Origin of the sequence: Fibrella forsythiae (assembly GCF_017353175.1) — a bacterium.
GTDB classification, from domain to species: Bacteria; Bacteroidota; Bacteroidia; order Cytophagales; family Spirosomataceae; genus Fibrella; species Fibrella forsythiae.
The window spans coordinates 667,376-693,173 of record NZ_JAFMYW010000002.1 but is presented as its reverse complement, the minus strand read 5'-3'; the positions used below and the strand labels follow the sequence as shown (position 1 = coordinate 693,173).

The 25,798-nt window shown below is 53.9% G+C and carries 18 protein-coding genes; 7 read left to right on the top strand and 11 right to left on the bottom strand.

Translation table 11 applies throughout. From position 1 onward, the window contains the following. Positions 1-64 precede the first annotated feature (64 nt). From J2I46_RS08880 to J2I46_RS08835, 10 genes are all read right to left on the bottom strand, one after another. Positions 65-1,729: a ribulokinase gene (locus tag J2I46_RS08880; RefSeq protein ID WP_207328647.1), complete on the bottom strand. Its 1,665-nt coding sequence runs from the start codon at positions 1,727-1,729 to the stop codon at positions 65-67. 360 nt (positions 1,730-2,089) lie between these two features. Beyond that, positions 2,090-3,055 carry an arabinan endo-1,5-alpha-L-arabinosidase gene (locus tag J2I46_RS08875; protein WP_207328646.1) on the bottom strand — a complete coding sequence of 322 codons (966 nt, stop codon included), beginning with the start codon at positions 3,053-3,055 and terminating at the stop codon, positions 2,090-2,092. Positions 3,056-3,220: 165 nt separating this feature from the next. Further along, positions 3,221-5,227 (bottom strand): alpha-L-arabinofuranosidase family protein, encoded by a 2,007-nt coding sequence (locus J2I46_RS08870; RefSeq protein WP_207328645.1) that lies wholly within the window; start codon positions 5,225-5,227, stop codon positions 3,221-3,223. A gap of 173 nt (positions 5,228-5,400) precedes the next feature. Further along, positions 5,401-6,072, bottom strand: coding sequence for a DUF3823 domain-containing protein (locus J2I46_RS08865; RefSeq protein ID WP_207328644.1), 672 nt, complete (start codon positions 6,070-6,072; stop codon positions 5,401-5,403). A gap of 9 nt (positions 6,073-6,081) precedes the next feature. After that, positions 6,082-7,923: a RagB/SusD family nutrient uptake outer membrane protein gene (locus J2I46_RS08860; RefSeq protein WP_207328643.1), complete on the bottom strand. Its 1,842-nt coding sequence runs from the start codon at positions 7,921-7,923 to the stop codon at positions 6,082-6,084. Positions 7,924-7,943: 20 nt separating this feature from the next. Further along, entirely contained in the window at positions 7,944-11,162 is a 3,219-nt protein-coding gene (locus J2I46_RS08855) for a SusC/RagA family TonB-linked outer membrane protein (protein WP_207328642.1), read from the bottom strand. Positions 11,163-11,762: 600 nt separating this feature from the next. After that, complete coding sequence (locus J2I46_RS08850) at positions 11,763-12,476, bottom strand: NUDIX hydrolase (RefSeq protein WP_207328641.1); 714 nt, start codon at positions 12,474-12,476, stop codon at positions 11,763-11,765. Between the two features lie 54 nt (positions 12,477-12,530). Further along, positions 12,531-12,878 carry a cupin domain-containing protein gene (locus tag J2I46_RS08845; protein WP_207328640.1) on the bottom strand — a complete coding sequence of 116 codons (348 nt, stop codon included), beginning with the start codon at positions 12,876-12,878 and terminating at the stop codon, positions 12,531-12,533. A gap of 187 nt (positions 12,879-13,065) precedes the next feature. Next, positions 13,066-14,568 carry a RagB/SusD family nutrient uptake outer membrane protein gene (locus J2I46_RS08840; protein WP_207328639.1) on the bottom strand — a complete coding sequence of 501 codons (1,503 nt, stop codon included), beginning with the start codon at positions 14,566-14,568 and terminating at the stop codon, positions 13,066-13,068. 14 nt (positions 14,569-14,582) lie between these two features. Then, positions 14,583-17,768 (bottom strand): SusC/RagA family TonB-linked outer membrane protein, encoded by a 3,186-nt coding sequence (locus tag J2I46_RS08835; RefSeq protein WP_207328638.1) that lies wholly within the window; start codon positions 17,766-17,768, stop codon positions 14,583-14,585. A 292-nt stretch (positions 17,769-18,060) separates the two neighbouring features. Between J2I46_RS08835 and J2I46_RS08830 the strand changes: the two genes are divergently transcribed. The 6 genes from J2I46_RS08830 to glmM all read left to right on the top strand — a co-directional run bounded on the left by J2I46_RS08830 (position 18,061) and on the right by glmM (position 24,627). Continuing rightward, entirely contained in the window at positions 18,061-18,975 is a 915-nt protein-coding gene (locus J2I46_RS08830) for a serine hydrolase (RefSeq protein ID WP_207328637.1), read from the top strand. A gap of 94 nt (positions 18,976-19,069) precedes the next feature. Next, positions 19,070-20,404, top strand: a complete 1,335-nt coding sequence (locus J2I46_RS08825) for a cryptochrome/photolyase family protein (protein ID WP_207328636.1) — start codon at positions 19,070-19,072, stop codon at positions 20,402-20,404. Positions 20,405-20,573: 169 nt separating this feature from the next. Beyond that, entirely contained in the window at positions 20,574-21,146 is a 573-nt protein-coding gene (locus tag J2I46_RS08820) for an RNA polymerase sigma factor (protein ID WP_207328635.1), read from the top strand. A gap of 86 nt (positions 21,147-21,232) precedes the next feature. Continuing rightward, positions 21,233-21,799, top strand: a complete 567-nt coding sequence (locus J2I46_RS08815) for an anti-sigma factor (RefSeq protein WP_207328634.1) — start codon at positions 21,233-21,235, stop codon at positions 21,797-21,799. Further along, positions 21,786-23,045: a DUF4097 family beta strand repeat-containing protein gene (locus J2I46_RS08810; RefSeq protein WP_207328633.1), complete on the top strand. Its 1,260-nt coding sequence runs from the start codon at positions 21,786-21,788 to the stop codon at positions 23,043-23,045. The genes J2I46_RS08815 and J2I46_RS08810 overlap by 14 nt, the downstream gene beginning before the upstream one ends. Positions 23,046-23,211: 166 nt before the next feature. Beyond that, positions 23,212-24,627 carry a phosphoglucosamine mutase gene (gene glmM / locus J2I46_RS08805; protein WP_207328632.1) on the top strand — a complete coding sequence of 472 codons (1,416 nt, stop codon included), beginning with the start codon at positions 23,212-23,214 and terminating at the stop codon, positions 24,625-24,627. A gap of 76 nt (positions 24,628-24,703) precedes the next feature. Here glmM and J2I46_RS08800 read toward each other — a convergent pair whose 3' ends face one another. Further along, on the bottom strand, positions 24,704-24,967 hold the full coding sequence (locus tag J2I46_RS08800; protein WP_207328631.1) for a hypothetical protein: 264 nt from the start codon (positions 24,965-24,967) through the stop codon (positions 24,704-24,706). Positions 24,968-25,068: 101 nt separating this feature from the next. Between J2I46_RS08800 and J2I46_RS08795 the strand changes: the two genes are divergently transcribed. Further along, complete coding sequence (locus J2I46_RS08795) at positions 25,069-25,794, top strand: hypothetical protein (protein WP_207328630.1); 726 nt, start codon at positions 25,069-25,071, stop codon at positions 25,792-25,794. Positions 25,795-25,798 lie beyond the last annotated feature (4 nt).

The window sequence follows — 25,798 nt, the reverse complement described above, 5'->3', positions numbered from 1 at the left end:
TTGTCATCCCGACGACAGGAGCGGTCCGCCATTGCGGGATGACAAAACAACGTACCTACGCCGACTAAATCACTTCAGCCAATGCCTTCGCGCCAGGTACGTTCTCTACAAAAGCCCCTAGTTTCAGGTATTTCTGGTAGAGTGTTTCGTAGATCGCCACCTTATCAGGGCGCGGGGCGTAAGATGCGTCAAAACCGGAGCCCATTGCTTTTTGCGCATCAGACAGCGTTGGATGCACGCCTGCCGCTACCGCCGCGCACATGGCCGCACCTAGGGCACAGGCCTGATCAGACTGCGCCACCTGAATAGGTTTGTTCAGCACATCGGCCAGGGTTTGCATCACGAACGGTGATTTTTTGGCCACACCGCCAATAGCGATCACGTTCTTGATTTGAACACCTTCCTGAATAAACCGGTCGACGATACTGCGCGAGCCAAAAGCCGTAGCCTCTACCAGCGCCTTGAACACCTGCGCGGCATCGGTACCCAGGTTTAGCCCCGAAATAGCCGCTTTCAGCGTGTGGTTCGCATCGGGCGTGCGGCGACCGTTGATCCAGTCGAGGGCAATGAGGTCAGTTGGCGTGACGGGCAATTGAGCGGCTTGCTCCGACAGGTGCGGAATCAGTTTGCTCATCATCGAGTCGGCTGCTTCATCACCCAGCAGTTCGCGAACCGGGCCGGTCAGCAGGCGGGCGAACCAGGCGTACAGATCACCGAAGGCCGATTGCCCCGCTTCCATGCCCAGCATTCCCGGTGCTACCGACCCATCGACCTGGCCGCAGATACCCCGGATAAGCCGATGACCGATCTCTTCGTTCGGTGCCATCAGAATATCGCAGGTCGACGTACCCATGATCCGGACGAAGGTGTATGGCTCAATTTCAGCGCCAACCGCGCCCATGTGCGCATCAAAAGCGCCAACGCCAATGACCACGTTAGTTGATAGGCCCAGCTTGTCGGCCCATTCAGCCGACAGGTTACCCATCGGCTCGTCGGCGGTGTAGGTATCGGTAAACAGCCGATCACGCAGGCCGGATAGTAAGGGATCTAGTTTGGTCAGGAATTCGTCGGAGGGCAAACCATCGAACTCGCTATGCCAGAGCGCTTTGTGGCCCGCCGCACAACGTGACCGACGAAGGGTGAGTGGGTCGGTATTGCCCGTCAGCACGGCGGACACCCAATCGCAATGTTCGACCCACGAAAAGGCGTGTTCACGTACCTGCTCATCGACGCGCAGGGTGCGGAGCATTTTGGCCCAATACCATTCCGACGAGTAAATGCCGCCAACGTATTTGGTATAGTCGGTATCCCAGTGGTGGGCCAGGTTGTTGATTTCCTCGGCTTCAGCGTTGGCGGTATGGTCTTTCCATAGAATGAACATACCGTTTGGGTTGCCCTCGAAATCGGGACGCAACGCCAGCGGCAAACCGGTTTTATCAACCGCAACGGGCGTTGACCCGGTGGTGTCGATCGAGATACCAACCACTTGCGAACGTACCTCGGCGGGTGCCTTGGCTAACGCGCCTTTGATGCTGGCCTCCAACCCTTCGAGGTAATCGAGCGGGTGCTGCCGAAACTGAGATTGGGCGGGATTACAGTATAGCCCCTGCTTCCAGCGGACATACTCATGCACGTGTGTGCCAGCAGTTTCTCCTGTCTGGGTGTTGACCAGTAACGCGCGCACCGAATCGGTACCAAAATCAACGCCAATGACGTACTGACTTTTCATAGTATTGTTTATTCGTTCTGAACGAGTTTAGGGGTAAAGGTTATAGGTTTTTTGTCATCCCGACGTCAGGAGGGATCTTGGCGTTCATTCAGGTAGTGCCTGGCACTTTTACCAAGAACGCCAAGATCCCTCCTGACGTCGGGATGACAAAAAATGCGTACAAGGGTGTGCACAGTACGAAGCCAGCACGCGAAAGCAACTTACATCAACCAAAGCCCACCAGCCAATCCATCTAATCACAACGTGTATTTCACACACAATTAAGCTGAAACGAAGAAGCTAAGCCGAGCTATTTCTTAAAAGTGTCAATTTGACACAATATTACAAACGATCAATTTATCCGCGATGCACTCAAGTCAATTATTCTTCCAGAATCGGCCAGCCTTTGCGGAATTTGAGTTGTCGGAACGCCAGTTTCGACCGGCCTTTATCCTCAGCATCGTAGTAATGGATAGACACGATATTCTTTCCATCCTCACGAAGCAAACCAACGTGACCCGGACCAATGTATTTTCCGTCGGTACGTAGCACTATTGTTCCTCCCCCGGCGGTCAGGTCCCGGCCGGTTTGGTCTAGAAACGGCCCCATCGGATTGTCTGACCGACCTACCACAATATAATACGTGCTATTCAAGCCCTTGCAGCACAGCCCATTATTAACAAACAGGTAGTAGTAACTTCCTTCCTTGATGAGCGCAGCCGCTTCCCAGTCTGATTCGCGCCCACCGGCTACCCGTTTTATCGGGGTTTTGGTTTTTCCGGTCAGGGTGTCGATCTCAGCGGCCCCAATGCCACCGTGGAATGAGCCATAAACGAAATAGACCCGGCCGTCGGTGTCGCGCATCAGGCCAGGGTCAATGGCGTTGAAGTCGGCACGCACTTTCGATCTGACGACCATTCCCTGGTCTTCCCACCTGTATGTCGGCGACTGCGGATCGAGCGTTGGCGACGTAGCAACGCCAATAGCCGAGGTAGGCGCACCAAACGACGAGCAGGAGTAGTAGAGATAGTATTTCCCGTTCATCCTGATGCAGTCGGGTGCCCAGAAGTGGCCTTTGAAATTCGTCACCGTGGTGTCAATCCACTTTGGCCAGGTGCCCCGCTCGAAAATTGGCTTCTCCACATTCCAGGTCTTCATGTCTGGCGAACTAACCGCCTGAATCCCGTTCCCCGTGGCGAAGTACCAGTACCGGCCGTTCTCTTTCTGCACGGTGCTCGGGTCGTGGGTGGTAATGCCGGTTCCCGAACTGGGGCCTTGACCCTGTGCATAACTGGGTACGTTCGCGGCTAGTATTGCGAGTAGAGCGATTGCGTATTTGTTGAGCATGGGGGTGAGGGGGTTTGATATATCGTTGTCACTCGCCGCAGGCAAGCCACAACGGAAATGTATGTTTTGTCATCCCGACGTAAGGAGGGATCTTGAGGGTTCCTGGCACTGTAGTTAAGCCAAACTCAAGATTCCTCCTGCCGTCGGGATGACAAAAAACGATACCTACATCGTCGCCTTGATCCGCACGACCGAAAATGACTTTGGTCCCAGCGTCATCGTTACGTTTTTCTTCTTCACATCAACGGCGATCGCCTGCTCGACCGGGCTGACGTTGGTGGCGTTTTCGAAGGAATTCACCGCGTTCAGGTTGTCATTTTTCAGCAGGAAAAGCTTGCCGTTCGCATCCAGTTTTTTCGTACCGTCAAGCTGAATCTGACGTACCTGCGCTTTGTCGGAAACATTGGCCACTTTCAGGATGATCTCGCTCGTTGCTTTATCCCAGGCGGCCGAAGCGTAGAGGCTATCCTGGCCAGCCAGCGCTTCGTTGTTCTGCGTCATGCTCAGCACGTGGGTACCTTTATGGAGCGAATACAGCTTCTGGACGAAATAATTAGGGGTTCCATATACGCGCAGGTTGTCGACCCAGATCAGATCGGGGGTCCACTGCCAGGCATCGGCGTTGGCGAAGAGCGGAGCGTAGGAAGCCATTTGCACAACCGCCGCATTCCGTTCCAGACCCGTCATGAACGCGGCTTCGTTCAGGGCGCACAGCCAGTTATTCTTGTTGTTAATGCTCACCGTTTTGTCGCTCTGCGCGGCCCATTCGCCCGCAAAAATCTTTGCGCCGTTGCGTGGGTACGTGTCGTAGCGTTTTACATTCTGCAGAAACCACTCGGGTCGGCGGTAGTAGTGTTCATCGATCAGATCGGCGTTCATGGCTCTGAGCTTTCCGTTCAGGAAATCGAACCGCTCACCATCGGGATCGGTGCCTGAGCTACACACCAGTCGAAAATTCGGATAGTTTGCTTTGATGGCTTTCTGGAAAACGGCCAGTCGCTCGATGTACTGGGGCCCCCAGTTTTCGTTGCCCACACCCATCATTTTGAGGTTGAATGGTTTCGGATGACCCAGGTCGGCCCGCACCTTACCCCATTTCGTATTGACGTCGGCATTGGCAAACTCGATCAGGTCGATAGCATCCTGCACATATGGGTCGAGCTGATCCATTGGTACCAGTTCGGCGGTGTTGAACTGGCAGGCCATTCCGCAGTTCAGGATAGGCAACGGTTCAGCGCCAATGTCTTCACAGAGTTGAAAATACTCCAGGAAACCCAGCCCGAACGTCTGGAAATAATCGGGCGCGGGGCGGTGGCCAAACTCAAAGTTCCAGCGGTTAATCACCAATTGGCGGTCTTCGGGCGCGCCCAGCGTTTTCTTCCACTGGTAGCGTTGCGTCAGGTCATGTCCTTCCACGATGCAACCGCCGGGGAAGCGAACAAAGCCCGGTTTCATATCGGCCAGCATCTGAATCATATCGGCGCGCATACCACCGGGGCGACCTTTCCAGGTGTCTTCGGGAAAGAGCGAAATCATGTCGAGATCAACTACACCGGTGCCCTCAAACCAGACGTTTAGCTTTCCTTTTGGCTCGGTAGCAGCCGACTTAAAACTCACCTGCTGTTTATGCCACTGCCCATCCGATTTTTCGGGCAACAACGTACCTGACCCAATCGGCTGGCCCTGGGCGTTGATCAGATCGGCATGGATTTTCACGTTACCCGACTGTACCCGGTACATAAGAGCGAAGTCGTAGCGTAGGCCGTTTTTAAGGCCCATTCCCCGGAACCCTTCATTGATCATTTCCAGATCGCCGCTATTGGCTCCGTTGGCCGTTACCCGGATGTAGCGCGGGTTGCTGCTGGTCTGCGTACTACCTGCCTCCGAGCGATTCTGCACCAGAATGTCGCCTTCCGTACGTTTTTTCCCCCGCACAGTCCAGCCCATCAGCGGTTTAAAAAACTCGAACGAGCGATTCTTGACCAATTCAGCGTAAATACCCCCATCAGCGCCGAAGTTGATATCTTCAAAGAAAACGCCCCACATCGTCGGCTGAATATCAGCTACGGGCTGGGCCACGTTGACCCGAACAACGTGAGTTGGCGCAGGTTGAGCCTGCGTAAGGCTGGCTGTCAGTACGAGTAAGCCGGCGGCTTTGGTAAAGAGATTCATAGGTAAATTGTGGTTGGGGTGGGTTTATTTACGGGTTGCGGTCTCATGTGTGTTGTGTAGTGCTGTTGCGTGAGTGTTGCTTCGCGCGCCAGCAATACACAACACACCGCGCATAAATAAACCGGGCAACGGAGTAGGCCTTCTCTGTTACCCGGTTCATATGCATGGTGTTCTTACAACGTAATTTTCTGCACCGGCGAATAGATCAATTCGGCCACACCAACGGTTTTAACCCCAATTCGGGCGTAAAAATAGGGGCGGCTTGATACAGCAGCAGGCAACGTTAGTGAGAGGGGTAGCGGCTTGCTGAGGTCTGCCAGAGCAGCAGTGGCCACATTGGCTGATCCAACGTTGTTTGTTACATCCACAAACTGCGTGGTGCCTACATACATCGTTACCCGTTCAATGGCCCGGCCAGTTACAACCTGCCCCACCGTCAAGGAACCCGTCAGGCTGGTACCACTACGTTGAATGGATGGGTTCCGGATCACGAAGAAAGGCTGCACAGGTACGTCGATCGTAGCAGCGCCCCGAACCGATACGTTGATTGTATCCGTATTATCGACCCAGGGCCCGTTACCGCGCAGGCGAACCAGTTTGTAATCGCCATCGAACAGGGCAGCCGAGAAGGTACCTTCCTGCGATACGATAACCGGAATTTTGGTAAAGAGCTGATAGCCCTTTTGCCATAGTTCAAGCTGAACGCCGTTGGTACGAACACCCACCGGCTGGTTGTCGTAAATCACCCGCCCGGTCAGGGTCGACTTGGGTGGCTCGTAATTATCTTTTGCACAGCTGGCCAGCAACACGGTGCCCGCTAACAGACTGAAAAGGATTGCTTTCATGGTTAATGCTTACTGAAAAGGATTGCGAACAATCTTCGGATTATTATTGATAACAGCCTGATCGATAGACGAGTAGTAATTACCGAACTGGAACAACCGTGGTGCCCGGAACCGGGGCGCTACCATCTTGATGAAGATGTATTTGCCGTCCTGAGCGCTACCCGGGCGAACCACGCGGTATGGATACAGGGCCGTCAGCATGGCGTCGGGGTTGGCCGTATTGCCGTCCCACACCAGATGCGCAATACGCCAGCGTTTCAGATCCCAAACGCGGTGATCTTCAAAGGCCAGTTCAACGCGCCGTTCGTTCTGCAACCGGGCCAGCGTCAGCGAGGTCAGGCTATTGGCCGGGAAACCAGCACGTGCCCGAACCTGATTCACGTAGGTCAGTGCTTCGGCCGTCTGCCCCAGTTCAAACGCCGCTTCCGAGGCATTGAGCAGTACTTCGCCCAGCCGGAAACGTACCCACCACATATCGCTGCGAATGCCGCGTGTGCTCGACAGCGGAGCCGGGTCAATGTATTTGCGCAGGTAGAAACCCGAGTTCGACACTTCCGTCTGCGACCGCTGCGGGCCTGAGCTACCCGTCAGCAATTTACCGTCGGTATAGGTTGCTCCCAGCGTATTGCCTTCCACAAGCTGGTAGCTGCTGCCGTTCCAGACCGCCACACCTGCCTGAATCTGCACTTCCAGCCCCTTGAACGTGGTGCCGGGGTAAATAACCGTGCCGTATAGGCGGGCATCTTTATTGGCAAACGGACCGCTCAGGTTATCGTAGTAGATGTAATCCTGATCATTGGTCGTGCGCGTTTTCAGTTCGCCCGACGTACCATCCAGGTATTCATAATCCTCAACCAGGTTCAGCGTTGGCGTGATGTTCGACGACGACAGGTTGTCTTCGCGGATGTTACGGGCAATGTTATCGTAGCTGAAGCCATGCCGCTTGTCTTTGGTCACCAGGAAGTCTTTCGCCAGAATTACTTCATTGTTGTTCAGCTTTTTGGTAATGGCCTCGTAGAAATTCTCGCCCAGATTGGCATTGGCCCGGTAGAGCGAATACGGCCCGGCAATCACTTCTTTCGCTGCCTCCAGCGCCTTGGTGTAGTATTCAGTAGCGCGATTGGCCGGAATACCCACTTCGCCGCCCGCCGTTTGAATGGGCGCACCCAGCAGGTTGTTATACTTCGCAATTGATCCTGCATAGAGCATTGCCCGGCTCTTCAGGGCCATCGCCGTGTAGCGGTTGGCGCGGGTGTTACTGCCGGCATTGCCAAGGTCATTCTTGATCGCGTCGAGTTCGCTGGCCACAAAATCGTACACTTCCGATTCTTTGTTGCGCGCGAACTGTAGCGATGTTGGGTTACCGCTGAAATCGTAGATGAGCTGTTTGGTGATGATCGGTACACCGCCCATCCGCTTCACCATCTCGAAATACATGTAAGCCCGCAGGAACCGGAACTCAGCCGAAAACTGCGCTTTCTGCGCCGTAGTGAGGGCTGTACTCTTCGCCTCAATGCTTTCGAGCGCCAGGTTGATGTCACGAACCAGGCCATAATCCCACAACCGCCAGCGGTCGAAACCGTAATTGACGATGTTGTTCGGGCCGTCGTTGTTACCCGACCACATGGCTTCATCGTAGGCCGCGAACTGATCCCAGCCGATATCAATCTGCGTGTGTGCAGGCAACCGGTCGTAATAGTTGGCCAGTAGGCTCGTGATCAGCTTGGGGTCGTTCCAGACCTGGCTTTCGAGAATAATATTGGGTGGCTGACGCTCCAGAAAGTCCTCTTTGCAGGCCGTTGAGCTAAGCGCCAGTAAACCGATTGTCAGTAGTTTATGAAAACGATTCATCGTTGATATCCTTTTGTCGATTAAAAACTGAGGGCGAAACCGGCGTTATACAACCGCTGTGGCGGATACACCAGCGCACCATTTGACGAGATTTCGGGGTCTACTTCGATTGATTTCAGGTTGTCGAATGAGATCAGGTTCGTGCCGTTCACGTATACCCGCATGGCCGACACACCCAGTTTACCCAGGAAGGTTTTGGGAATGTTGTAGCCAATTTCGAGGTTCCGCAGGCGCAGATACTGCACGTTGGTCACCCAGAAATCAGAGCGGCGGCTGTAGTTCACGTGGCTTGGGCTGTCTTTCCGAACGGCTGGGTACGTGCCGGCAATCCAGGGGCTATCGGCGTTGAACGGATCAGCGTGGTGCCAGCGGTCTTCAAGAATGTAGGCAGGCGATGTACCGTTGTTCTGGAACGGAATCTTCTGCTCTACTTCGCGCCGGAACGTTTGCAGACTGGCCCCCACTACGTCGACACGAAGCGAGAAGCCTTTGTATCCCAGTGTACCGTTGAAAGCGTAGTTGACATACGGTGTGGCCCCTTCGGCATAGCCGATCGGACGTTCGTCGAGGCTGGTGATCAGCCCGTCGCCATTCACGTCTTTGTAGATGAAATCGCCCGGCAGTTGGGTACGGTTACCCTGCCCGTCGTTGTCAACCTTATAGTCGTCGATCTGCTGTTGCGACTGGAACCGGCCTTCCACCTGATAGCCCCAGTTGATGTTTGCCCAGCGGTCAACGGCCGAGTTGCGGTATTCGTCCCACGAGTTTCCGAAACGCGGTTTGTAAATATCCAGGCTGCGCAGGCGAGCCAACGTGGCATTAGCGCCGACGGTGTAGCTTACTTCACCTACTTTGCCACTGTAGTTTACGGCTCCCTCCAGACCACGAATCACATCGGAGTTCAGGTTGGCGTTTGGCAGCGTGTAGCCCACTTCGCTCGGCAGCAGCACGTCATACTGCGATGCCGGTAGCCCCGTCCGTTTCCGCTCGAACACATCGAACGTACCTGACAATCGGCCGTTGAACAGCCCAAAGTCGATGCCCACGTTGGTCGATACGTTATTGACCCACGACAGCGTAGTAATGGGTAAGCCCCTCGGGCGAACACCAATTACGTATGATCCATTGAAGATAGCACTGCCTTGCAGGAAGTCGTATCCGGGCAGGTAGCTGTAGGGTGCTACGATGAAGTTATTGTTGATCAGGTCGCTACCCGTCCGGCCATAGCTAGCCCGCAGTTTCAGTTCGCTGACCACCCTGCCAACGCCGCTATTTTTGAAGAAATCTTCTTCAGAAGCCCGCCAGCCCACCGACGCACCGGGGAAGAAACCATACCGGCGACCCGGCGCAAACAGGAATGACCCATCGTACCGGCCCAGCGCTTCAACCAGATACCGCTGCTTGTAGTTGTAGTTGACCCGGCCAATGTAACCCGCCCGCGCCGTCACGTTCCATTCGTCGAGCAGGTAATCCTGGTTGGCGAATGACATCAGCGGAATATAGTTGTTGGGTGGCACTGTGTGCACGATCATGTACTTATTGTCGGTATCGTAGCGTTCGTAAGCCAGGACGCCCGACAGGCCGTGATCGCCAAACTGCTTGTTATAGGTAGCCTGTACCTGCATGAACCGGTCAACGACATTCCGCTTGCGGCGTTCGCGCCAGGGGTTTTGATTACCACCACCCGGCACTACGTTGTAGGTATCGGTTTTTGCATCATAGGTGTAGGCATCGTACGTGTACTCGAACCCGTCGAAGTCGAAGTTGGTGAAGTTGTACGAATACGTTCCTTTCAGCGCCAGCCCAAAATCGAAATCGTACTGCGCCGTAAAGTTGGCCTTGACCGCCCGCGTGATCTCGCTGATCGTACCGGTAATTTCTTTCTTGTAGGTAGCCGGGTTTACGTTTACGTTATGCGTCTGATTGATGTACTTCGGATTATCGTTGGCGTATGGCCGCTCGGTTGGCCACATAGAGAAGATACTCAGAAACGGGTTGAAATAGTCGTCAAGACCTGGTACACCTGTCTGAAACCGATCCTCGATCCGTCCGCTGATCTGGGTGCCAATGCGAAGTTTTTTACTGAGCCCCGCTTCTACGTTTGCCTGGAAATTACTCCGTTTGAACTTATAATCTTCGATGAGCGCATCCTGAGACAGATGGCTGGCCGACACATAATAGGACACATTGTCTGAACCGCCCGATACACTGCCGTTAAGGTACGACTGGGGTACGTTGGGCCGCATCACCATGTTGTAGTAATCGAAACTCTGGTAGCCCTTCTCGGTACCGACGCGCCATTTTTCCAGTTCGGCCGGCGTAATGGTTGTGGCAATACCCCGGTTCTGATCCGACTCGGCCAGCCCCCGAACGTGCTGATAGGCGTTGGCTGGTTTGGGGTAACGCGTGAAGTTCTGTAGCCCATAATATCCCGACAGGCTGATCACTGGTTTCTGACCGGCTTTACCCTTCTTGGTAGTTACCAGCACAACGCCATTGGCCGCCCGCAGTCCGTAAATAGCTGCCGACCCATCTTTCAGAATCGAGATATTCTCGACGTCGTTTATACCGAGGTTGTTGAACTGCGTTTCGTCGGCCACGATGCCATCGATGACGAACAAGGGCGTACCCATATTACGGATCTGGAGGCTCGTGCCATTACCGGGGCGGGCATCGCCCTGACGAGCCGTGATACCCGGAACACGGCCAACCAGCGCACTCGACGTAGCCACGGCTGGTGTCCGCAGAATATCTTCCGACTTAACGGCCGCCACCGAACCCGTCACCGTTCCCCGCGACTGCGTACCGTAACCAACCACCACAACCTCGTCGAGCGCCTGCTCATCGGCCAGCAATCTGACCGATAATTTGGTCTGGTTACCGACTGTAAGTTCCTGCGATTTATAGCCCACGAACGACACAACCAGTACCGTGTTGGCATTAGGTACGTTGATCGAAAACTGCCCCTGGGCGTCGGTAGTGGCTCCTTTTGTGGTGCCTTTGATAACTACGTTTACGCCAGGCAAGCCTTCGCCTTTGTCATCGGTTACGACACCTGACACAAGAATGTCTTTTCTAACGCCAATACCGTTGGCTGTCAGGGGTATACCCTTATATAAACGTGGTCGATCAGCGCCGGGCGTAGCGACGGCAATGCCGACCGATACGCTGAACGCTAGTGGGAGAAGTGCATGTCTGACTACTGCACGCACCCGCCCGGTTTGTACTTGTTTTTTCATAATCCTGAGATGTTTAGTAGGAAGAAAGGAACAGTTGAGGGAAACAAGGGCTGTAGGCATTTCTATAGCTCTTCTATCGGACCTATTGATTTTATTCTACAATTCAAACCTAAAATGCTATTACATTAAAAACTAGTTAATGATAAAATAAAGTCATCATCGGCCAAAAGCTAGCCAATAATTAGAACTATTCGGATGTCTATTAGTCCTTTACCTCACAAACTGACTGTATATTGCTAAAATATGCTTTTTTCTTGCGCACCCTTTTACTACGTTCTTTTACGTCATTTTAATCTCACTTTTCTGACGCAACCCGTTCATTGTCAATAAAAATCGGGTTCCAGGTACGTTGATAACATGAACTTGCGGGCTGATGCAACCTGGACAAGTCGGGCAGGGCCGGATTACTTTCCCGATTCGGCGATCCATAATCGCCCGATAAATTCCCAACGACGCGTGGCATTCGGATTCGATCTGGCTCCCACTATGAGCGGTTCAGGGGATCTGTTTTCAGACGGGCGCGCAGTCACCTCATCTACGGGCGTATACATCCAGCCCAACTATAAGAGCAGGGTAGGTATGGGCGCGAAACGGAGACAATCAACGGGCTGTGAGTTCTGCCAGTTCGGGCAGGAAGGTGTAATACCCGGCGAGGTACTTCTGGTATTTTTCGGTATTGAGGCTATAGAGTTGGGCCTTCTTGGTCACCGAATTGGTGTCCTTTTCGCCGGTGCTGAGCAGCAGGTCGGTAGCCATGATCTTGCGGCTGAAATTGCGTCGATCGAGCTGCGTATCGTAGATGGCTTCGTAGAGCTTCTGCAACTGAGGCACCGTGAATTTCTGAGGCAGCAACTCAAATCCGATCGGATGGAGCGCTGCTTTGTACCGCAACCGTTGCAGAGCCACTTTTACCATCTGATCGTGGTCAAAAATCAGCGGGGGCTTATTTTCCAGGCTGATCCACGACGCGTTATGTGCCTGAATGGCGGTTACGTCCTGATCAGCAATGTTGACCAGCGAGTAGTAAACCACTGAAATGGTGCGCTCAACGGGGTCGCGATGAACGGTACCGAACGTCTGCAACTGTTCCAGGTAGTTGTTATGCAGGCCGGTGAGGTTGTACAGAATTCGGTCGGCGGCTTCTTCTAAATCTTCGCCTTCATTCAGGAAGCCCCCCATCAACGACCAGTTGCCAAACTGCGGCTCGAAATTGCGTTTGATCAGCAACAGTTTCAACGTCTCCCCATCGAACCCGAAGATGATACAGTCCAGGGCAACGAGGATGCGCGTGTTGTGCTGATACGCTGATTTCATTGGGAAACGGGTATTGATATGAGTTTTTTCAGGGGTGGTTTGCACTTACCCAGCTTACGATACAAAATCCTCCCGCATGGGCGTAAACACATCAACCAGCGTGCCGGCTTCCTGGCACACGGCTCCGTGAAGCACATTGGGCGGAATGTAATAGGCGTCGCCCGCTTTCAGCACGCGCTCTTCGTCGCCGATGGTAATAGTGAACATCCCGCTTTTTACGTAGCTGATCTGGGTATGATAGTGCTTATGCATGGCCCCTACTCCACCCTGTTCGAAATCGACAACGACCATCATCAGGTTATTATCGTAGGTCAGTATCTTCCGGCGTACGCCCTCACCCACGGTGTCCCAGGCAATAGCATCGGCATCGACAAATTGTTGCTCAAACGGTAGTATGTTCATTCGCTGCAGGAGGTAAGCGTACACTAAAAAATCATTCCTTGCCAGAAGACCGTCACTGGTCGTATAGGTAATACTATGCGATTTACAACCAATGCCCCCCTTATGACAAGGAATGACCACTTATTGACCAAAAAACTACGAAAACGTGCTCAAATTCGAGAGCTAAGAGTCCCGATCCGACATCGTTTTAATACCCTGAATTCTGCGTGTATAAGCCCGGCTTAGCGTCTAACTCAGCCTGAGGCACCGGGTAAAGAATGTAGTTTTTCTGGAACGGCTGCATCTGCTTCTGCACATCTTCGGCAGCGATCCAGGCGGGCATAATGGTCTCAATCAGGCCACTGCGCACCAGATCATGCCAGCGCGACCCTTCACCGATCAATTCCTTGCGGCGTTCCTGCAACAACTGCGGGAACGTCACATTCGTAATAGCAGTCAGTCCGGCGCGGGTACGTACCTGGTTCACAATCGCATCAACATCGGCCTGCGTACCGCCACTACCGCCCCGCAGAATACACTCGGCTTTCAGCATCAGGATATCAGTGTAGCGGTACACGATGAAGTTAATCGGCCAGTCGAGGCGGTTGTTGGTGGGCACTCTGGTCAGGTCAACGTACTTCTTGATAAACGGCCGGGTTTCGGCCACGCCATTGAACGTATACCCGCTCTGGATCGAGAATGCTTTTCGTACATCGGTGGCCGTGTATGAGTTCACCAGATCGAGCGCGGCCGGACGAATGGTCAGACCGCCCTGCGTGCCTTTACCATTGGCCTGAAACCAGGTATCGGGCACAAGCACCCAGGGGAACGTAGCGCCTACGACAGGCGTCAGTCCGTTGGCATATTGCACATCAAAGATTACCTCCGGATTATTCTCGTTCGTGTAGGAGAAAATGCTCGTGTAGGACGATACTGACGAATATTTCCCGCTCGTAATGATGTCATTCAGGTTCGTGAGCGCCTGTGACCATTCGCTGACGCCTAAACCGGGTCCTTCAATGTCGTAGGTTGGTCCGGAGCGGGTCATATACACCAGGGCCAGCGCTGCTTTGGCGGCATAACGCGTGGCCCGACCTTTATCGGTAGCGGCATACGTTTCGGGCAGGTTCGAGGCGGCAAACGTCAGGTCAGACAGGATCAGCGCGTACACATCCTTCACCGGGCTACGCGGAATCGCAATGGCTTCATTGGCCGTAACCGGGTGATCGATGATGGGTACTTTGCCGAAGAAGCGAACCAGATCGAAGTAGAAGAAAGCCCGCAGGAATTTGGCTTCCGCTTCCAGGCGGGTCCGCAAACCAGCATCTGAAATGACCTTCCCGTTTTTCTGCAACTGATCGAGCAAGGTGTTGGCCCGGAAAATACCGTTGAAATTGGTCGTCCAGGCTTCTGACACGTACGGATTGGCCGCAATACTCTTCTGAAAGCTGTTGATGCCTTCCCAGTCACGAACGCCGCCATCCGACACGGCGTACAGGTTATCCGAGCGCGTTTCCGACAGGTTCAGCTGCCGGTCGGGAAAGCCCCTCAGGTCGCTGTACACGGCGTTGCTGGCCTGCAAGAAGTCGTTCGTCTGCGAATAGAACGTCGACGTGGTGGCGGCCGAAATAGGAATTTGAGTCAGGTCATCAGTGCAGGATACCAGCACCAATGAGGTCAGCGCCAGACAGGCGAGTGCTATATTTTTCATGGTTTCAAGGCTGGTTAAAACGTAACATTCAATCCGACAACGATGGAGCGGGGCAGTGGCAGTCCGCCATAGTCGCCCGCTTCAGGGTATGAACCACTACCGCTCAGGTCGGTGTTGGTGGCTTCGGGATTGAAGCCGCCCTTGTACTTGTCGTAGCCAAAGAAGTTCTCGGCCGTTACGTAGATGCGGGCCCCCTGGAGTTGCGGTGCTTTCACAAACGTTTTCAGGTCGTAACCCAGCGTAATGTTACGAACGCGCACATAATCAGACGAGTAGAGCCAGTCCGTGTTTTTGATCCGGCCGAACGTCGAATACGCTTTGCTGACGATACCCGCTCCCGGATTTTCGGGCGAGAACCACCGGTCGCGATACGTACCCAGGGCGTTATCCGTAAATCCCTGTCCGGTACGGCCTAAGGCCCGGCCCAGCAGCGAATAGATGGAGCCGCCATTCTGGCCCTGCACCAGCACCGTCAGGTCGAAGCCCTTGTAGCGGAAACTGTTGGTAACGCCCCACACGAAATCAGGGTTAGGGTGCCCCACAATTACGCGGTCGTTGGCGTCGATCACCCCATCACTATTCGCATCGAAGTATTTTGGGTCACCTACCGTTTCGGTACCGTTCAGAGCCGCTTTGCCGTCGATGTCTGCCTGCGACAGGATACCGATCTGTTTCACCACGAAGATGCTGTAGAGCGGTTCGCCTACCCGCAATAGCGAGTGCGAAATATCAAACGACGATGGAATCAGCAGTTGATTCTGCCCATTGGCCAGGGCCACCACTTTGTTGGAATAATGGCTGAAGTTTACCGAAGTTTCCCATTTGAACGCTCCGGTGGCATTACGGCTTTTGACTTCTACCTCCCAGCCCTGGTTCCGTACGCTACCTGCGTTGCTCAGGTACGAGCCAAAGCCGGTTGCCGTCGGGATGGGTACGTTCAGGAGCAGTCCTTTATTCAGTTTGTTGTAGACGTCGAAGGTCAGCGACAGGCGGTTGTTCAACAACGAAGCATCGAAACCGAAATCGGTGGTTTCAGACGTTTCCCAGGTCAGATCGGGGTTGGTTACGCCGCCGGGTGCCTGCCCAATAGCGTTGGTGCCGTTGAACGTGTAGTTGGCCGTTGTCAGTGTAGGCAGGGTGCTGTAATCGCCAATGTTGTAGTTACCCGCCGTTCCGAAGCTGGCGCGCAGTTTCAGGTCGTTGATCGGCTTGATGCCTTTCATGAACGACTCTTCGGAAATTCGCCAGCCCACTGATGCCGACGGGAACAGACCCCAGCGGGTGTTGGCCCCAAAGCGTGATGAACCGTCACGGCGAAGGCTGGCCGACAGCAAGTACTTCTCGTTGTAATTGTATTGTGCCCGGCCAAAGTACGAAATCAGTACGTTCTGAGCTTCCGATGTATTACCCGTTACCCCGTTGGCGGCGTTGAGCGTGGTGATGACATTACTGCTGAAGCCGCCGTTTGAACTGAGAGACGACGTTTCTATTTTGCCCGAGTTGTACGAGTAACCACCCAACAGCGACAGGTTGTGTTTGTTAGCAATGGTGGTGGTGTACGACAGGGTATTTTCGTTCACAAACGTACGTTTCCGGTAGGTGCTGAAGCCGCCACTTGTGAGCGTAGTGAGCTGGGCCTGCCGGGTAGCCAGGGTGCTGGCGATGATGTACGGGTTATATGACTTCGACGCGTTGTCGGTGTTGTCGAGGTTGACCGTGGTGCGGAACGTCAGGCCGGGCAGAATCTGGTAGTCGGCAAAAATAGAGCCCAGCGTACGAAACCGTTTTGTTTCGCCAATGGCATACTGGAGCTTGCCAATTGGGCTGTTTGTGGAGGTGCTCCAGCGGTACTGCCCGTTGTTGCCCACGTTGGGATACACCCCCATCGTGTCTTCCTGAACCGGCGTCATGCTCACCATCTGGTGCAGGATGTTGTCTTTCCCCTCTACACCCGGATCGTTATTGACCGAATAGGTTGGGGCCAGGTTCAGGCCGAGTTTCAGCTTGTCACTGGCTTTTACCTCCACGTTGGCCCGCGCCGAATAGGCTGTGTAGTTGGTGTTGATCACCATGCCCTGCTGGTTCACGTAGTTGCCCGACACGTAGTAGTTCACTTTATCGGTACCGCCACTGGCCGAAATCTGGTGGTTCTGCACAATACCTTTACGGAACGCCTGCTCCTGCCAGTCGATGTAGTTCAGGCCCGGATGGCCCGGCTGCGCCCAGCGGTCATCGGTCATCAGGCCTGTGTTTACCTGACCAGCGGGCAGACCCAGAATAACCCGACGCTGTTCGTTAGTTTGTGAGGCCGTCCGGCCCGGTGCCGACGCTACCCAGGCCGCATTGATCATTTCAGTGGCCCGGGCAACCCACTCATCGGCGCTCAGCATATCGAGCTTCCGGGTACGTTCTATGAAACCGGAGTAGGTGTTGATCGAAATGGTACCTCGTCCCAGCTTCCCGCGTTTAGTCGTAATCAGCACCACGCCGTTGGCCGCGCGTGATCCGTAGATAGCCGCTGAGGCCGCATCTTTCAGTACCTGAATTGACTCAATATCATTTGGGTTGATGTTGTCGAGGGGGTTTCCGGTCGCGAAGTTACCCGACCCGTTGGGGGCGGCAGTGGCCAGCGGAAAACCGTCAATCACGTACAGTGGTTCGTTACCGGCCGTGATGGAGCCGCTGCCACGTACCTGCACGCTGAACCCTTTGCCCAGCGCACCGCTGGTCTGCTTCACCTGTACACCCGCCATCTGCCCCACCAGCGCCTGATCGACGCGCAGGATTGGCCGCTGATCGATGGTCTTCACATCAAATGAAGCCACCGCCCCTGTAACGTCTGCCTTCTTAGCCGTACCGTACCCGATCACAACCACTTCGTTGAGCGACCGGTCGTCAACGTCAAGCTTTACGCTAACGACCGTCTGGTTCGTTACCGTGATCTCTTTTGTTACGTACCCAATCGACGAGAACGTAAGTACGGCGGGTTTCGACGCGTTAATCCGAACGCTGTATTCACCTTTTGCGTCGGTGACAGAGCCATTGATCGTTCCTTTCTGAACAACGTTTACGCCCGGAAGCGCTTCGTTGTTGTCGGCCGAGGTCACCGTACCGGTGATCGTTTGGGCCATAGCACCCAGGCTCATCAGCAGAATGCTGACGAGCAGAAGCAGCCTGGTTAACTGAGTAGGTTTTCGCATTAGAAGAGGTATTTAAGCAACATAGGATTGTATTTATTCAATAAAACACAAAAGTGCTCCACTACCTGGTAGAATCCATCCTGTACTCTCCTGACTATATCACCGTCATAAATCAATCAAATAGCCTAAAAATCAATACATTAGTATATAACCAATTTACCGACAACAGCCTTCGCATTTTTACCCTGCCATCATAGGCAACGTATCTGGCCACACAAATACCGTTTACGCTGAAAACGCCGTATTTTGGCGGCTCCATTGACCAGCCAACCGCATCAACACCAACCACCGCATGTTTCGATCTGCCCATCGACTTCTGCTCATTGCCTTCCTAGTTGGTTCTTTGCCCACATTTGCCCAGAAAACCGACGCACGCCTGACCCAAAAACTGATCGAAGCCATGAGGGGCTTTCGAGGTGAAACGGGCATCTACGTGTACCACCTCGAATCAGGCAAGTCAGTGGCTATCAACGCCGACACGACCTTCCCAACGGCCAGCACCATCAAGGTTCCCATCATGATTGGCCTCTTTGATCAGATCGAGAAAGGCACGATCAACTACCAGCAGGAGATCGTTTACCGCGATTCGCTGCACTACGACGACGGCATTGTGGGCTCACTGAAAGATGGCGCCAAATTTCCGCTAAGTCAGATCGTGATGCTGATGGAAACCATCTCCGACAATACCGGCAGCCTGTGGTGTCAGGCGCTGGCGGGCGGCGGCAAGGCCATCAATGCCTGGCTCGATGCCAACGGTTTTCCGCAAACGCGGGTGAACTCACGCACGCCGGGCCGCGAACCCTTCCGGACCCGCTATGGCTGGGGCCAGACCACACCCCGCGAACTGGCCAGCCTGCTCACCTACATTCGGCAAGGGAAAGCCGTGAGCCCCGCCGCCAGCGACCGTATGTACCGAAACCTGGGCCGCCAGTTCTGGGACGAAGACGGCCTGTCGCAACTGCCCAAAGAGGTGAAGGTGGCTACCAAAAACGGGGCGGTTAATCAGTCGCGCTCGGAAGTGATGCTGGTGCATGCACCCCACGGCGAGTATGTCTATTGTGTGATGACCAAAAACCAGGCAGACCAAAGCTGGGGCCGCACCAACGAAGGCTCTACCCTGCTCCGTACGGTCTCGTCTATCATCTGGCAGCATTTCGAACCCAAATCAGGTTTTAAACCAACAGAGGGCTACGAAAAATGGTGGTAACAGAAACTAGCAGTTTCATGTTTCAAGTTTCAGAGTTTCAAGTGCATTGCCAACATGCCTTTCGTGTACGAGCCACGCACTTGAAACTTGAAACATGAAACATGAGACTCCTATCGCCATCGTGTGGCACCGGCGCGATCTGCGCCTGCACGATAACGCCGCCCTGTACTACGCCCTGAAAGCCGGACGACCCGTTTTACCCCTCTTCATCTTCGACAAAGACATTCTGGATCACCTGGACGATAAGCGCGACCGTCGGGTCGAGTTCATCTACAAAGAAGTGCTGAAGATGCAGGACGAGCTACAAAAGATGGGCTCATCGCTATTGATTCGCTACGGTCACCCGCTCGATGTATTCAAGGAATTGACCAGCGAATACACGATCGCCAATGTCTTCACCAACTATGATTATGAAACCTACGCCAAAGGCCGCGACGCGGAGATTGAAACGTACCTAAAGACGGTGGGTGTAGGTTTTCATGGCTATAAAGACCAGGCCATTTTCGACCGCGACGAGGTATTGACCGGCACAGGTAAGCCTTACACCGTGTTTGGCCCCTATAGCCGCAATTGGCTGGGCAAACTCGCCGATCCGTTTTACCTCAAAGCCTACCCTACTGAGAAGTACTTCGACCGGCTTTACCAAACGCCGCCCACGCCCGTTGTTACACTCGACGATATGGGCTTTGAGCCGCTGGGCGAGAATTACCCAAAGCCAACCGTATCAGAAAAATTGCTGTCGGAGTACCAGAAAATGCGCGATTACCCGGCCGAGCGGGGCACCAGTGAGTTAGGCATTCACCTGCGCTTCGGCACCATCAGTATCCGCGATCTGGCCCGGCAGGCGCAGGAAACAAGCCCCACGTTTCTGAGCGAACTATGCTGGCGTGACTTCTATTTCCAGGTGCTCGACCATTTTCCGCACGTGGAGCAACACGCCTTCCGCCGCGAATACGACAACATCAAGTTCCTGAACCGGCCCGAAGACATTGAACGCTGGAAAACCGGCACAACCGGCTATCCGCTGGTCGACGCCGGGATGCGGCAGTTGAACGAAACCGGCTGGATGCACAACCGGGTACGGATGGTCGTGGCCAGTTTCTGCATCAAACACCTGCTCATCGACTGGCGAATTGGCGAAGCGTATTTCGCCCAAAAACTCCGCGACTTCGACCTCTCGGCCAATAACGGCGGCTGGCAGTGGGCGGCTGGCTCCGGCACCGATGCCGCGCCCTATTTCCGGGTATTCAACCCCACCGCCCAGGCCGAAAAATTCGATCCAAAAGGTGTCTATATCCGACGCTGGGTACCTGAATACAATAGCTTGGATTACCCCACTCCCATGATCGACCACGCCTTCGCCCGCCAGCGCGTGGTGGAGGTGTATAAGGAAGGGCTAAAGAATTACGAGTTAAAAGTGAAGAGTTAAGAGTGAAGAGTGGCTCTGCTGATCGAAGTAGTTTACTCTTAACTCTTCACTTTTAACTCGTAATTCTTAATTCTTAACTCTTTCCATGCAACGTACCTGATCGGCCCTGCGTCTTTACCCCGATTGATGACCTAAACCCGGTTGCTCACGCACCGGCGGCCCGTACCTGTTGGCGACGTACCCAAACCCCGCCCTGATCTCCGACCTGGTTGATCGCTCGAAAACGGGCGACCGACGGGCGCAGTATGAGCTATACAATCGCTACGCCAAAGCGATGTATAACGTCTGTCTGCGGATTGTGGGGCACGATGCCGAAGCCGAAGATGTGTTGCAGGAAGCATTCCTCGACGCATTCAGCAACCTGAACAAGTTCCGCGCGGAAAGCACCTTCGGCGCGTGGCTGAAGCAGATTGTGGTGAACCGGGCCATTGGTCATTTGCGCAGCCGGCGGCTGGCCCTGGTCAGCACCGACGAACTGGGCGACGGATTCGATGCTCCCGACACTACCGGCGGGGGAATCGACGAAGAAAGCCTGAACTGGGATGTGGAGCGGGTACGTCGCGCCATTCAGAAATTGCCCGAAGGATACCGCGTGGTGCTGACGCTGCATCTGTTTGAAGGCTACGACCACGAAGAAATCGGCCAGGTGTTATGCATCGGAGAATCAACTTCCCGATCGCAATACCTCCGGGCCAAACGAAAACTAGTTGAACACTTACATAATGAGCGAATTAGAGAATGAGTGAAGTAGCGAATACCGGGAGCTTGCATACACGCGGAAGCCAACTATTCACTCATTCACTCATCCACTCATTCACTAATTGACCTATGTCCCTCGAAAAATTCATCCGCGATAACCGCGACGCCTTTGAGCAGGACGGTCCCTCGGCTGGTTTGTGGGAGCGAATCGCTGACCAATTGCCCGACCAGCCCGCCCCTGCCAAAACGGCTCAGCCGTTCCGGGCTGTGCACCGGCAACCTTCCTGGACACGCTCGTACTGGACCTGGGCAGCCTCTATTGCGTTACTGTTGCTGGCTGGTAGCCTGTGGTGGATCAATGACCGCTACGCACCAACCAAACAGGCTGATGTTATGGCCTTCAGCCCTACCTATGCTAAAGAAGTGGCGCAATATTCCAGCCTGATCGAAGCGAAACGAACCGAATTACAGCAGCTTACCGAAAGCAACCCCGACCTGTATGATGAATTTTCGCAGGACCTTAACCGGCTGGAAGCGAGTTATAAGGGGCTGAAGAAAGAGTTGCCCAATACGCCCAATCAGGAGGTTCTGATTCAGGCTATGATTCAGAACCTGCAGCTTCAGATCGACCTGCTGAACGAACAACTGCGTGTTATACAGCGCATTAAACAACAAACAACCAATGAACCCGTTTAATCCATACCTCGTCTTTCTGGCAGCCTGCCTGCTGGCTGTCCGGGCGTTAGCCCAGGCACCCGACGACCAGCCGGCCGCAGTCGCTCAGCATACGCCACAACCAGCGGCGCAGTTTGCCCCAATGGCACAACTCGAGCTGCAGGAACTGGCCGATGACCGCACCGAGTACACGCGGACTATCCTTAAATCCCTGCCCGTCGACAGCAAAGCAACGTTATCAATCGATAACCGCTTCGGCGATGTATCCGTATCGCTTTGGGATCGCAATGAGTTTCGGGTCAACATCGTTATTACCTCCTCATCAAAAGATGCCAACCGAGCCAAACAGGCGCTCAATGCTGTTCAAATAGATGAGCGCCGGGACGGAAACGCCTATATTTTCAAAACCATGATCGACTCGGAATTTGAGAAGAATCAGGAGAAAAACGAAGATGGCGGAACAATTACGAGTTCACGAGGCGAGGAACGAACGTACCCAAACGGGTTAAAAACAAGTTGGAAAGCCAGCCGGAAAGAGAGTAATACATCACTCCAGATTACGTATCGTATCTCGATGCCGAAAGCAAATGGGTTGACTATTAACAATAGCTTTGGCAATACCATTATCCCGGATTTCTGGGCGCCCCTTTCGGTCAGTTCCAGATTTGGCGACGTAACCGGTGCGACTCTGAACAACGCGAGTACTAAAATCAAGGCCTCATTTGGCAACGTGTCTATTCGCGATGTACAGAACGGGAATGTCGTGATGTCCTTTGGCGACGTAGACATCAACTCAGGCAACGTGCTGTCTATTCAGCAGACATACGGCAAGTTGAATATTGGCGAAACCAACAAGGTCGATGTGCGCACGAGTTACACCGACGCTCTGATTGGCGCAGTTCGGCAGTCAGGAAAATTCAAGATGAATTACGCCAAGCAATTCCGGGTTGAACGGATCGGTGCGTCGGCCGACAAGATCGACGTTGAAGCCACCTATTCATCGGTAGCCCTGCCTATGCAGTCAACGCCCAATTGCGACTTCGACGTAACGGTGACGCATGGTGGATTTACCTACCCTACCCTGCCTAACCTGCAACTGCTGACGCAGCCAACTACGCCAGCGCCACCCCGTATGCCCACAGGCATAACGGTCACCTCGCCTCCCCGTCCGGCGCGCGTTCGTCAGTACGTCGGAAAAGTGGGAAATGGGGATGGCCCGAGCATTAAAGTGGTAGCTACTTACGGCGACGTGCGATTCAATAAATAGTTCGTCTTTAGGGATGAACGGATAGGGTTTAGCGCCGGGTCAATTTATCTTTGTGGCAGAAGAATATCGTTCGTCTGTGGGGTTGGTTGTCTAGTTGTCCATCAAGGAAACAGCCAGCCAGCCTAACAGCCATTCGCCATTCAAACTGTTTACCAGACCCAATCACGTGGCTTTAATTAAATCGATCTCGGGCATCCGGGGAACCATCGGCGGGCGTTCAGGCGAAGGCCTTACCCCCCTTGATGTAGTGAAATTTACGGCGGCTTTTGGTCAGTGGCTTCTGTTGCGCCAAACCGACAAAAAAGGGCCGCATACCGTAGTTATTGGCCGCGATGGCCGCCTGTCGGGCCCGATGGTCTCCCAGCTGGTCGCCGCTACCTTGCAGGGCCTTGGCATTGATGTTCTGGATCTGGGCCTGTCAACAACCCCGACGGTTGAACTGGCCGTTCCTGGTTCAAACGCGATCGGTGGCATCATCCTTACCGCCAGCCATAACCCCGTTCAGTGGAACGCCCTGAAATTGCTGAACGAAACCGGCGAGTTTATTTCCGGCGACGACGGCAATGAATTACTGGCCCTTGCCGATCATGAAGCGTTTACGTTTGCCGACGTAAAAAAGCTGGGTCACTACCGTACCGATGATACCTGGCTCCAAAAACACGTCGACGCGGTGTTGGCCTTGCCGCTGGTTGACCGGGAAGCCATTACTAAACGTAACTTCCGGGTCGTTGTCGACGCTGTGAACTCAACGGGTGGAATTGTGGTACCGATGCTCCTGGAAGCCCTTGGCGTTGAACACGTTACCAAGCTACACTGCGAACCAACCGGCCATTTCGCCCATAACCCCGAGCCGCTGCCCGAAAACCTGACCGATATTATCAACATCGCCAAACGCGATAATCAGGACCTCGGCATTGTAGTTGACCCCGACGTTGACCGCCTCGCGCTGATTTGCGAAGATGGCTCGCCCTTTGGCGAAGAATATACGCTGGTGGCCGTAGCCGATTACGTGTTGAAAAACACCCCGGAAGGGTCCTCAAAAAACACTGTCTCCAACCTGTCAAGCACCGTAGCGCTACGCGACGTAACGCAGAAACACGGCGGACAGCACTTTGCGTCGGCCGTGGGCGAGGTGAACGTGGTGGAAATGATGAAAGAAAAGGGTGCGTTGATTGGTGGTGAAGGCAATGGTGGTATTATTTTCCCCGAGTTGCACTATGGCCGCGATGCACTGGTAGGCATTGCACTGTTTCTGAGCCATCTGGCCCGGTTCGGTAAATCAGCATCCATGCTCCGCCGAACGTACCCAAGCTATTACATCTCGAAAAACAAGATCGAACTAACGCCCGATATCGACGTTGACGCCGTGCTGGAGCGCATTCGGGCCAAATACGCCAAGAATCCGGTTAACACGATCGATGGCGTGAAGATCGAATTCGACAAAGAGTGGGTTCACCTCCGCAAGTCGAACACGGAGCCGATCATTCGGATCTATTCGGAGTCAGACACACTGTCGACGGCCGATTACCTGGCCAACAAGATCATTTCCGACATCCGCGAAGTAATTGCCGATACGCTGTAAAGCTTGTCTAATCAGCATGGTCTGCCCTGAAAATGGCCGGAACGTCAGGTACGTTCCGGCCATTTTTATAACCGCATCACTCGGGTTTGGGCGGCGTAGTTAGTAGCGAATAGATCTTCCCGATGTATCGATATACAAGCCAGAGAGACAGAACGGACACGACCAGTATCAGCAGCGACTCATAGTTGATGATGCCGAAGAGCGGATCCTTCACAACCGCCCTCGTACTGATCGTCAGTATTACCACCACGGCAGCTACATACATAAGCCCCAGCGAAAGCAACAGGTAAACGAAATTGAGCAGGATGCGGAGCAGCCATTTTTTGATGTGTTTCGGCATAGTTTTATAGACTACAATATCAATAGAATTAGTTGACCGAACATTCAGCGCTGGGATTGGTTCGATGAATACATAAAACGAGTACTCAACGAATCAAACTTATGGCTCAGGCATATCCGCAGACAATTCTGCAAAACACGCTGCAAACGCTATCAAAATCCGACGCTCAGCCGTCGAGTGGTGCTGATCTGATCAAAGATTGGCAATCGGCCCTCAAAAATACCGATGGTGCCGAAGAAGTCCATCAGCAATTGACCGATCTGTACGACGAACTGCTAAACCCCACGCCCGACAACCACCGGGTGAAGCACCTGCTGAACACACTGGCGGGCCAAACGCAGTTGCTCGCCCGCAACGCGGATACGGAAACCGGCGATAATCTAACCAAACTGGCTGATTCACTTCGCTCCTTCTCAACAGATTTGAACCGCATCGGCGATGATAGTCAATTGGCTGAAAACCAGACTGAAGACGGAACGATCTACGACCTGTATAACCCAGGCGACCGGGCGCAGAAGATGTTTATCGACACCCTGGAAACCCTGGCTGGCGGTGCCGTTGCTTCCACACCCGAACAGGGTGCCACAATGGTGGAAGACTGGATCACAGTTGTTCGCTCTGATGTGAGCACGCAATGGATCGAGGCACCACTTGGGCAACTCCGTGATGCGCTGAACACAGGTGATTTGCGGAGCGCCGAACGCCTCCTCCGCGAACTGGCCGGTACTGTACAGGAATACGCCAACAATAACCCGGACGGCCCGTTCAGCAAAGATCTGACCAACCTGGCCACCGCCCTGATCAGCTTCTCGGGACCACTGTCGTAGGCAA

Coding starts and splice junctions, on each gene's coding strand:
- J2I46_RS08880 (WP_207328647.1), bottom strand. CDS start 1,729: ATGAAAAGTCAGTACGTCATTGGCGTTGATTTTGGTACCGATTCGGTG.
- J2I46_RS08875 (WP_207328646.1), bottom strand. CDS start 3,055: ATGCTCAACAAATACGCAATCGCTCTACTCGCAATACTAGCCGCGAAC.
- J2I46_RS08870 (WP_207328645.1), bottom strand. CDS start 5,227: ATGAATCTCTTTACCAAAGCCGCCGGCTTACTCGTACTGACAGCCAGC.
- J2I46_RS08865 (WP_207328644.1), bottom strand. CDS start 6,072: ATGAAAGCAATCCTTTTCAGTCTGTTAGCGGGCACCGTGTTGCTGGCC.
- J2I46_RS08860 (WP_207328643.1), bottom strand. CDS start 7,923: ATGAATCGTTTTCATAAACTACTGACAATCGGTTTACTGGCGCTTAGC.
- J2I46_RS08855 (WP_207328642.1), bottom strand. CDS start 11,162: ATGAAAAAACAAGTACAAACCGGGCGGGTGCGTGCAGTAGTCAGACAT.
- J2I46_RS08850 (WP_207328641.1), bottom strand. CDS start 12,476: ATGAAATCAGCGTATCAGCACAACACGCGCATCCTCGTTGCCCTGGAC.
- J2I46_RS08845 (WP_207328640.1), bottom strand. CDS start 12,878: ATGAACATACTACCGTTTGAGCAACAATTTGTCGATGCCGATGCTATT.
- J2I46_RS08840 (WP_207328639.1), bottom strand. CDS start 14,568: ATGAAAAATATAGCACTCGCCTGTCTGGCGCTGACCTCATTGGTGCTG.
- J2I46_RS08835 (WP_207328638.1), bottom strand. CDS start 17,768: ATGCGAAAACCTACTCAGTTAACCAGGCTGCTTCTGCTCGTCAGCATT.
- J2I46_RS08830 (WP_207328637.1), top strand. CDS start 18,061: ATGTTTCGATCTGCCCATCGACTTCTGCTCATTGCCTTCCTAGTTGGT.
- J2I46_RS08825 (WP_207328636.1), top strand. CDS start 19,070: ATGAAACATGAGACTCCTATCGCCATCGTGTGGCACCGGCGCGATCTG.
- J2I46_RS08815 (WP_207328634.1), top strand. CDS start 21,233: ATGTCCCTCGAAAAATTCATCCGCGATAACCGCGACGCCTTTGAGCAG.
- J2I46_RS08810 (WP_207328633.1), top strand. CDS start 21,786: ATGAACCCGTTTAATCCATACCTCGTCTTTCTGGCAGCCTGCCTGCTG.
- J2I46_RS08800 (WP_207328631.1), bottom strand. CDS start 24,967: ATGCCGAAACACATCAAAAAATGGCTGCTCCGCATCCTGCTCAATTTC.
- J2I46_RS08795 (WP_207328630.1), top strand. CDS start 25,069: ATGGCTCAGGCATATCCGCAGACAATTCTGCAAAACACGCTGCAAACG.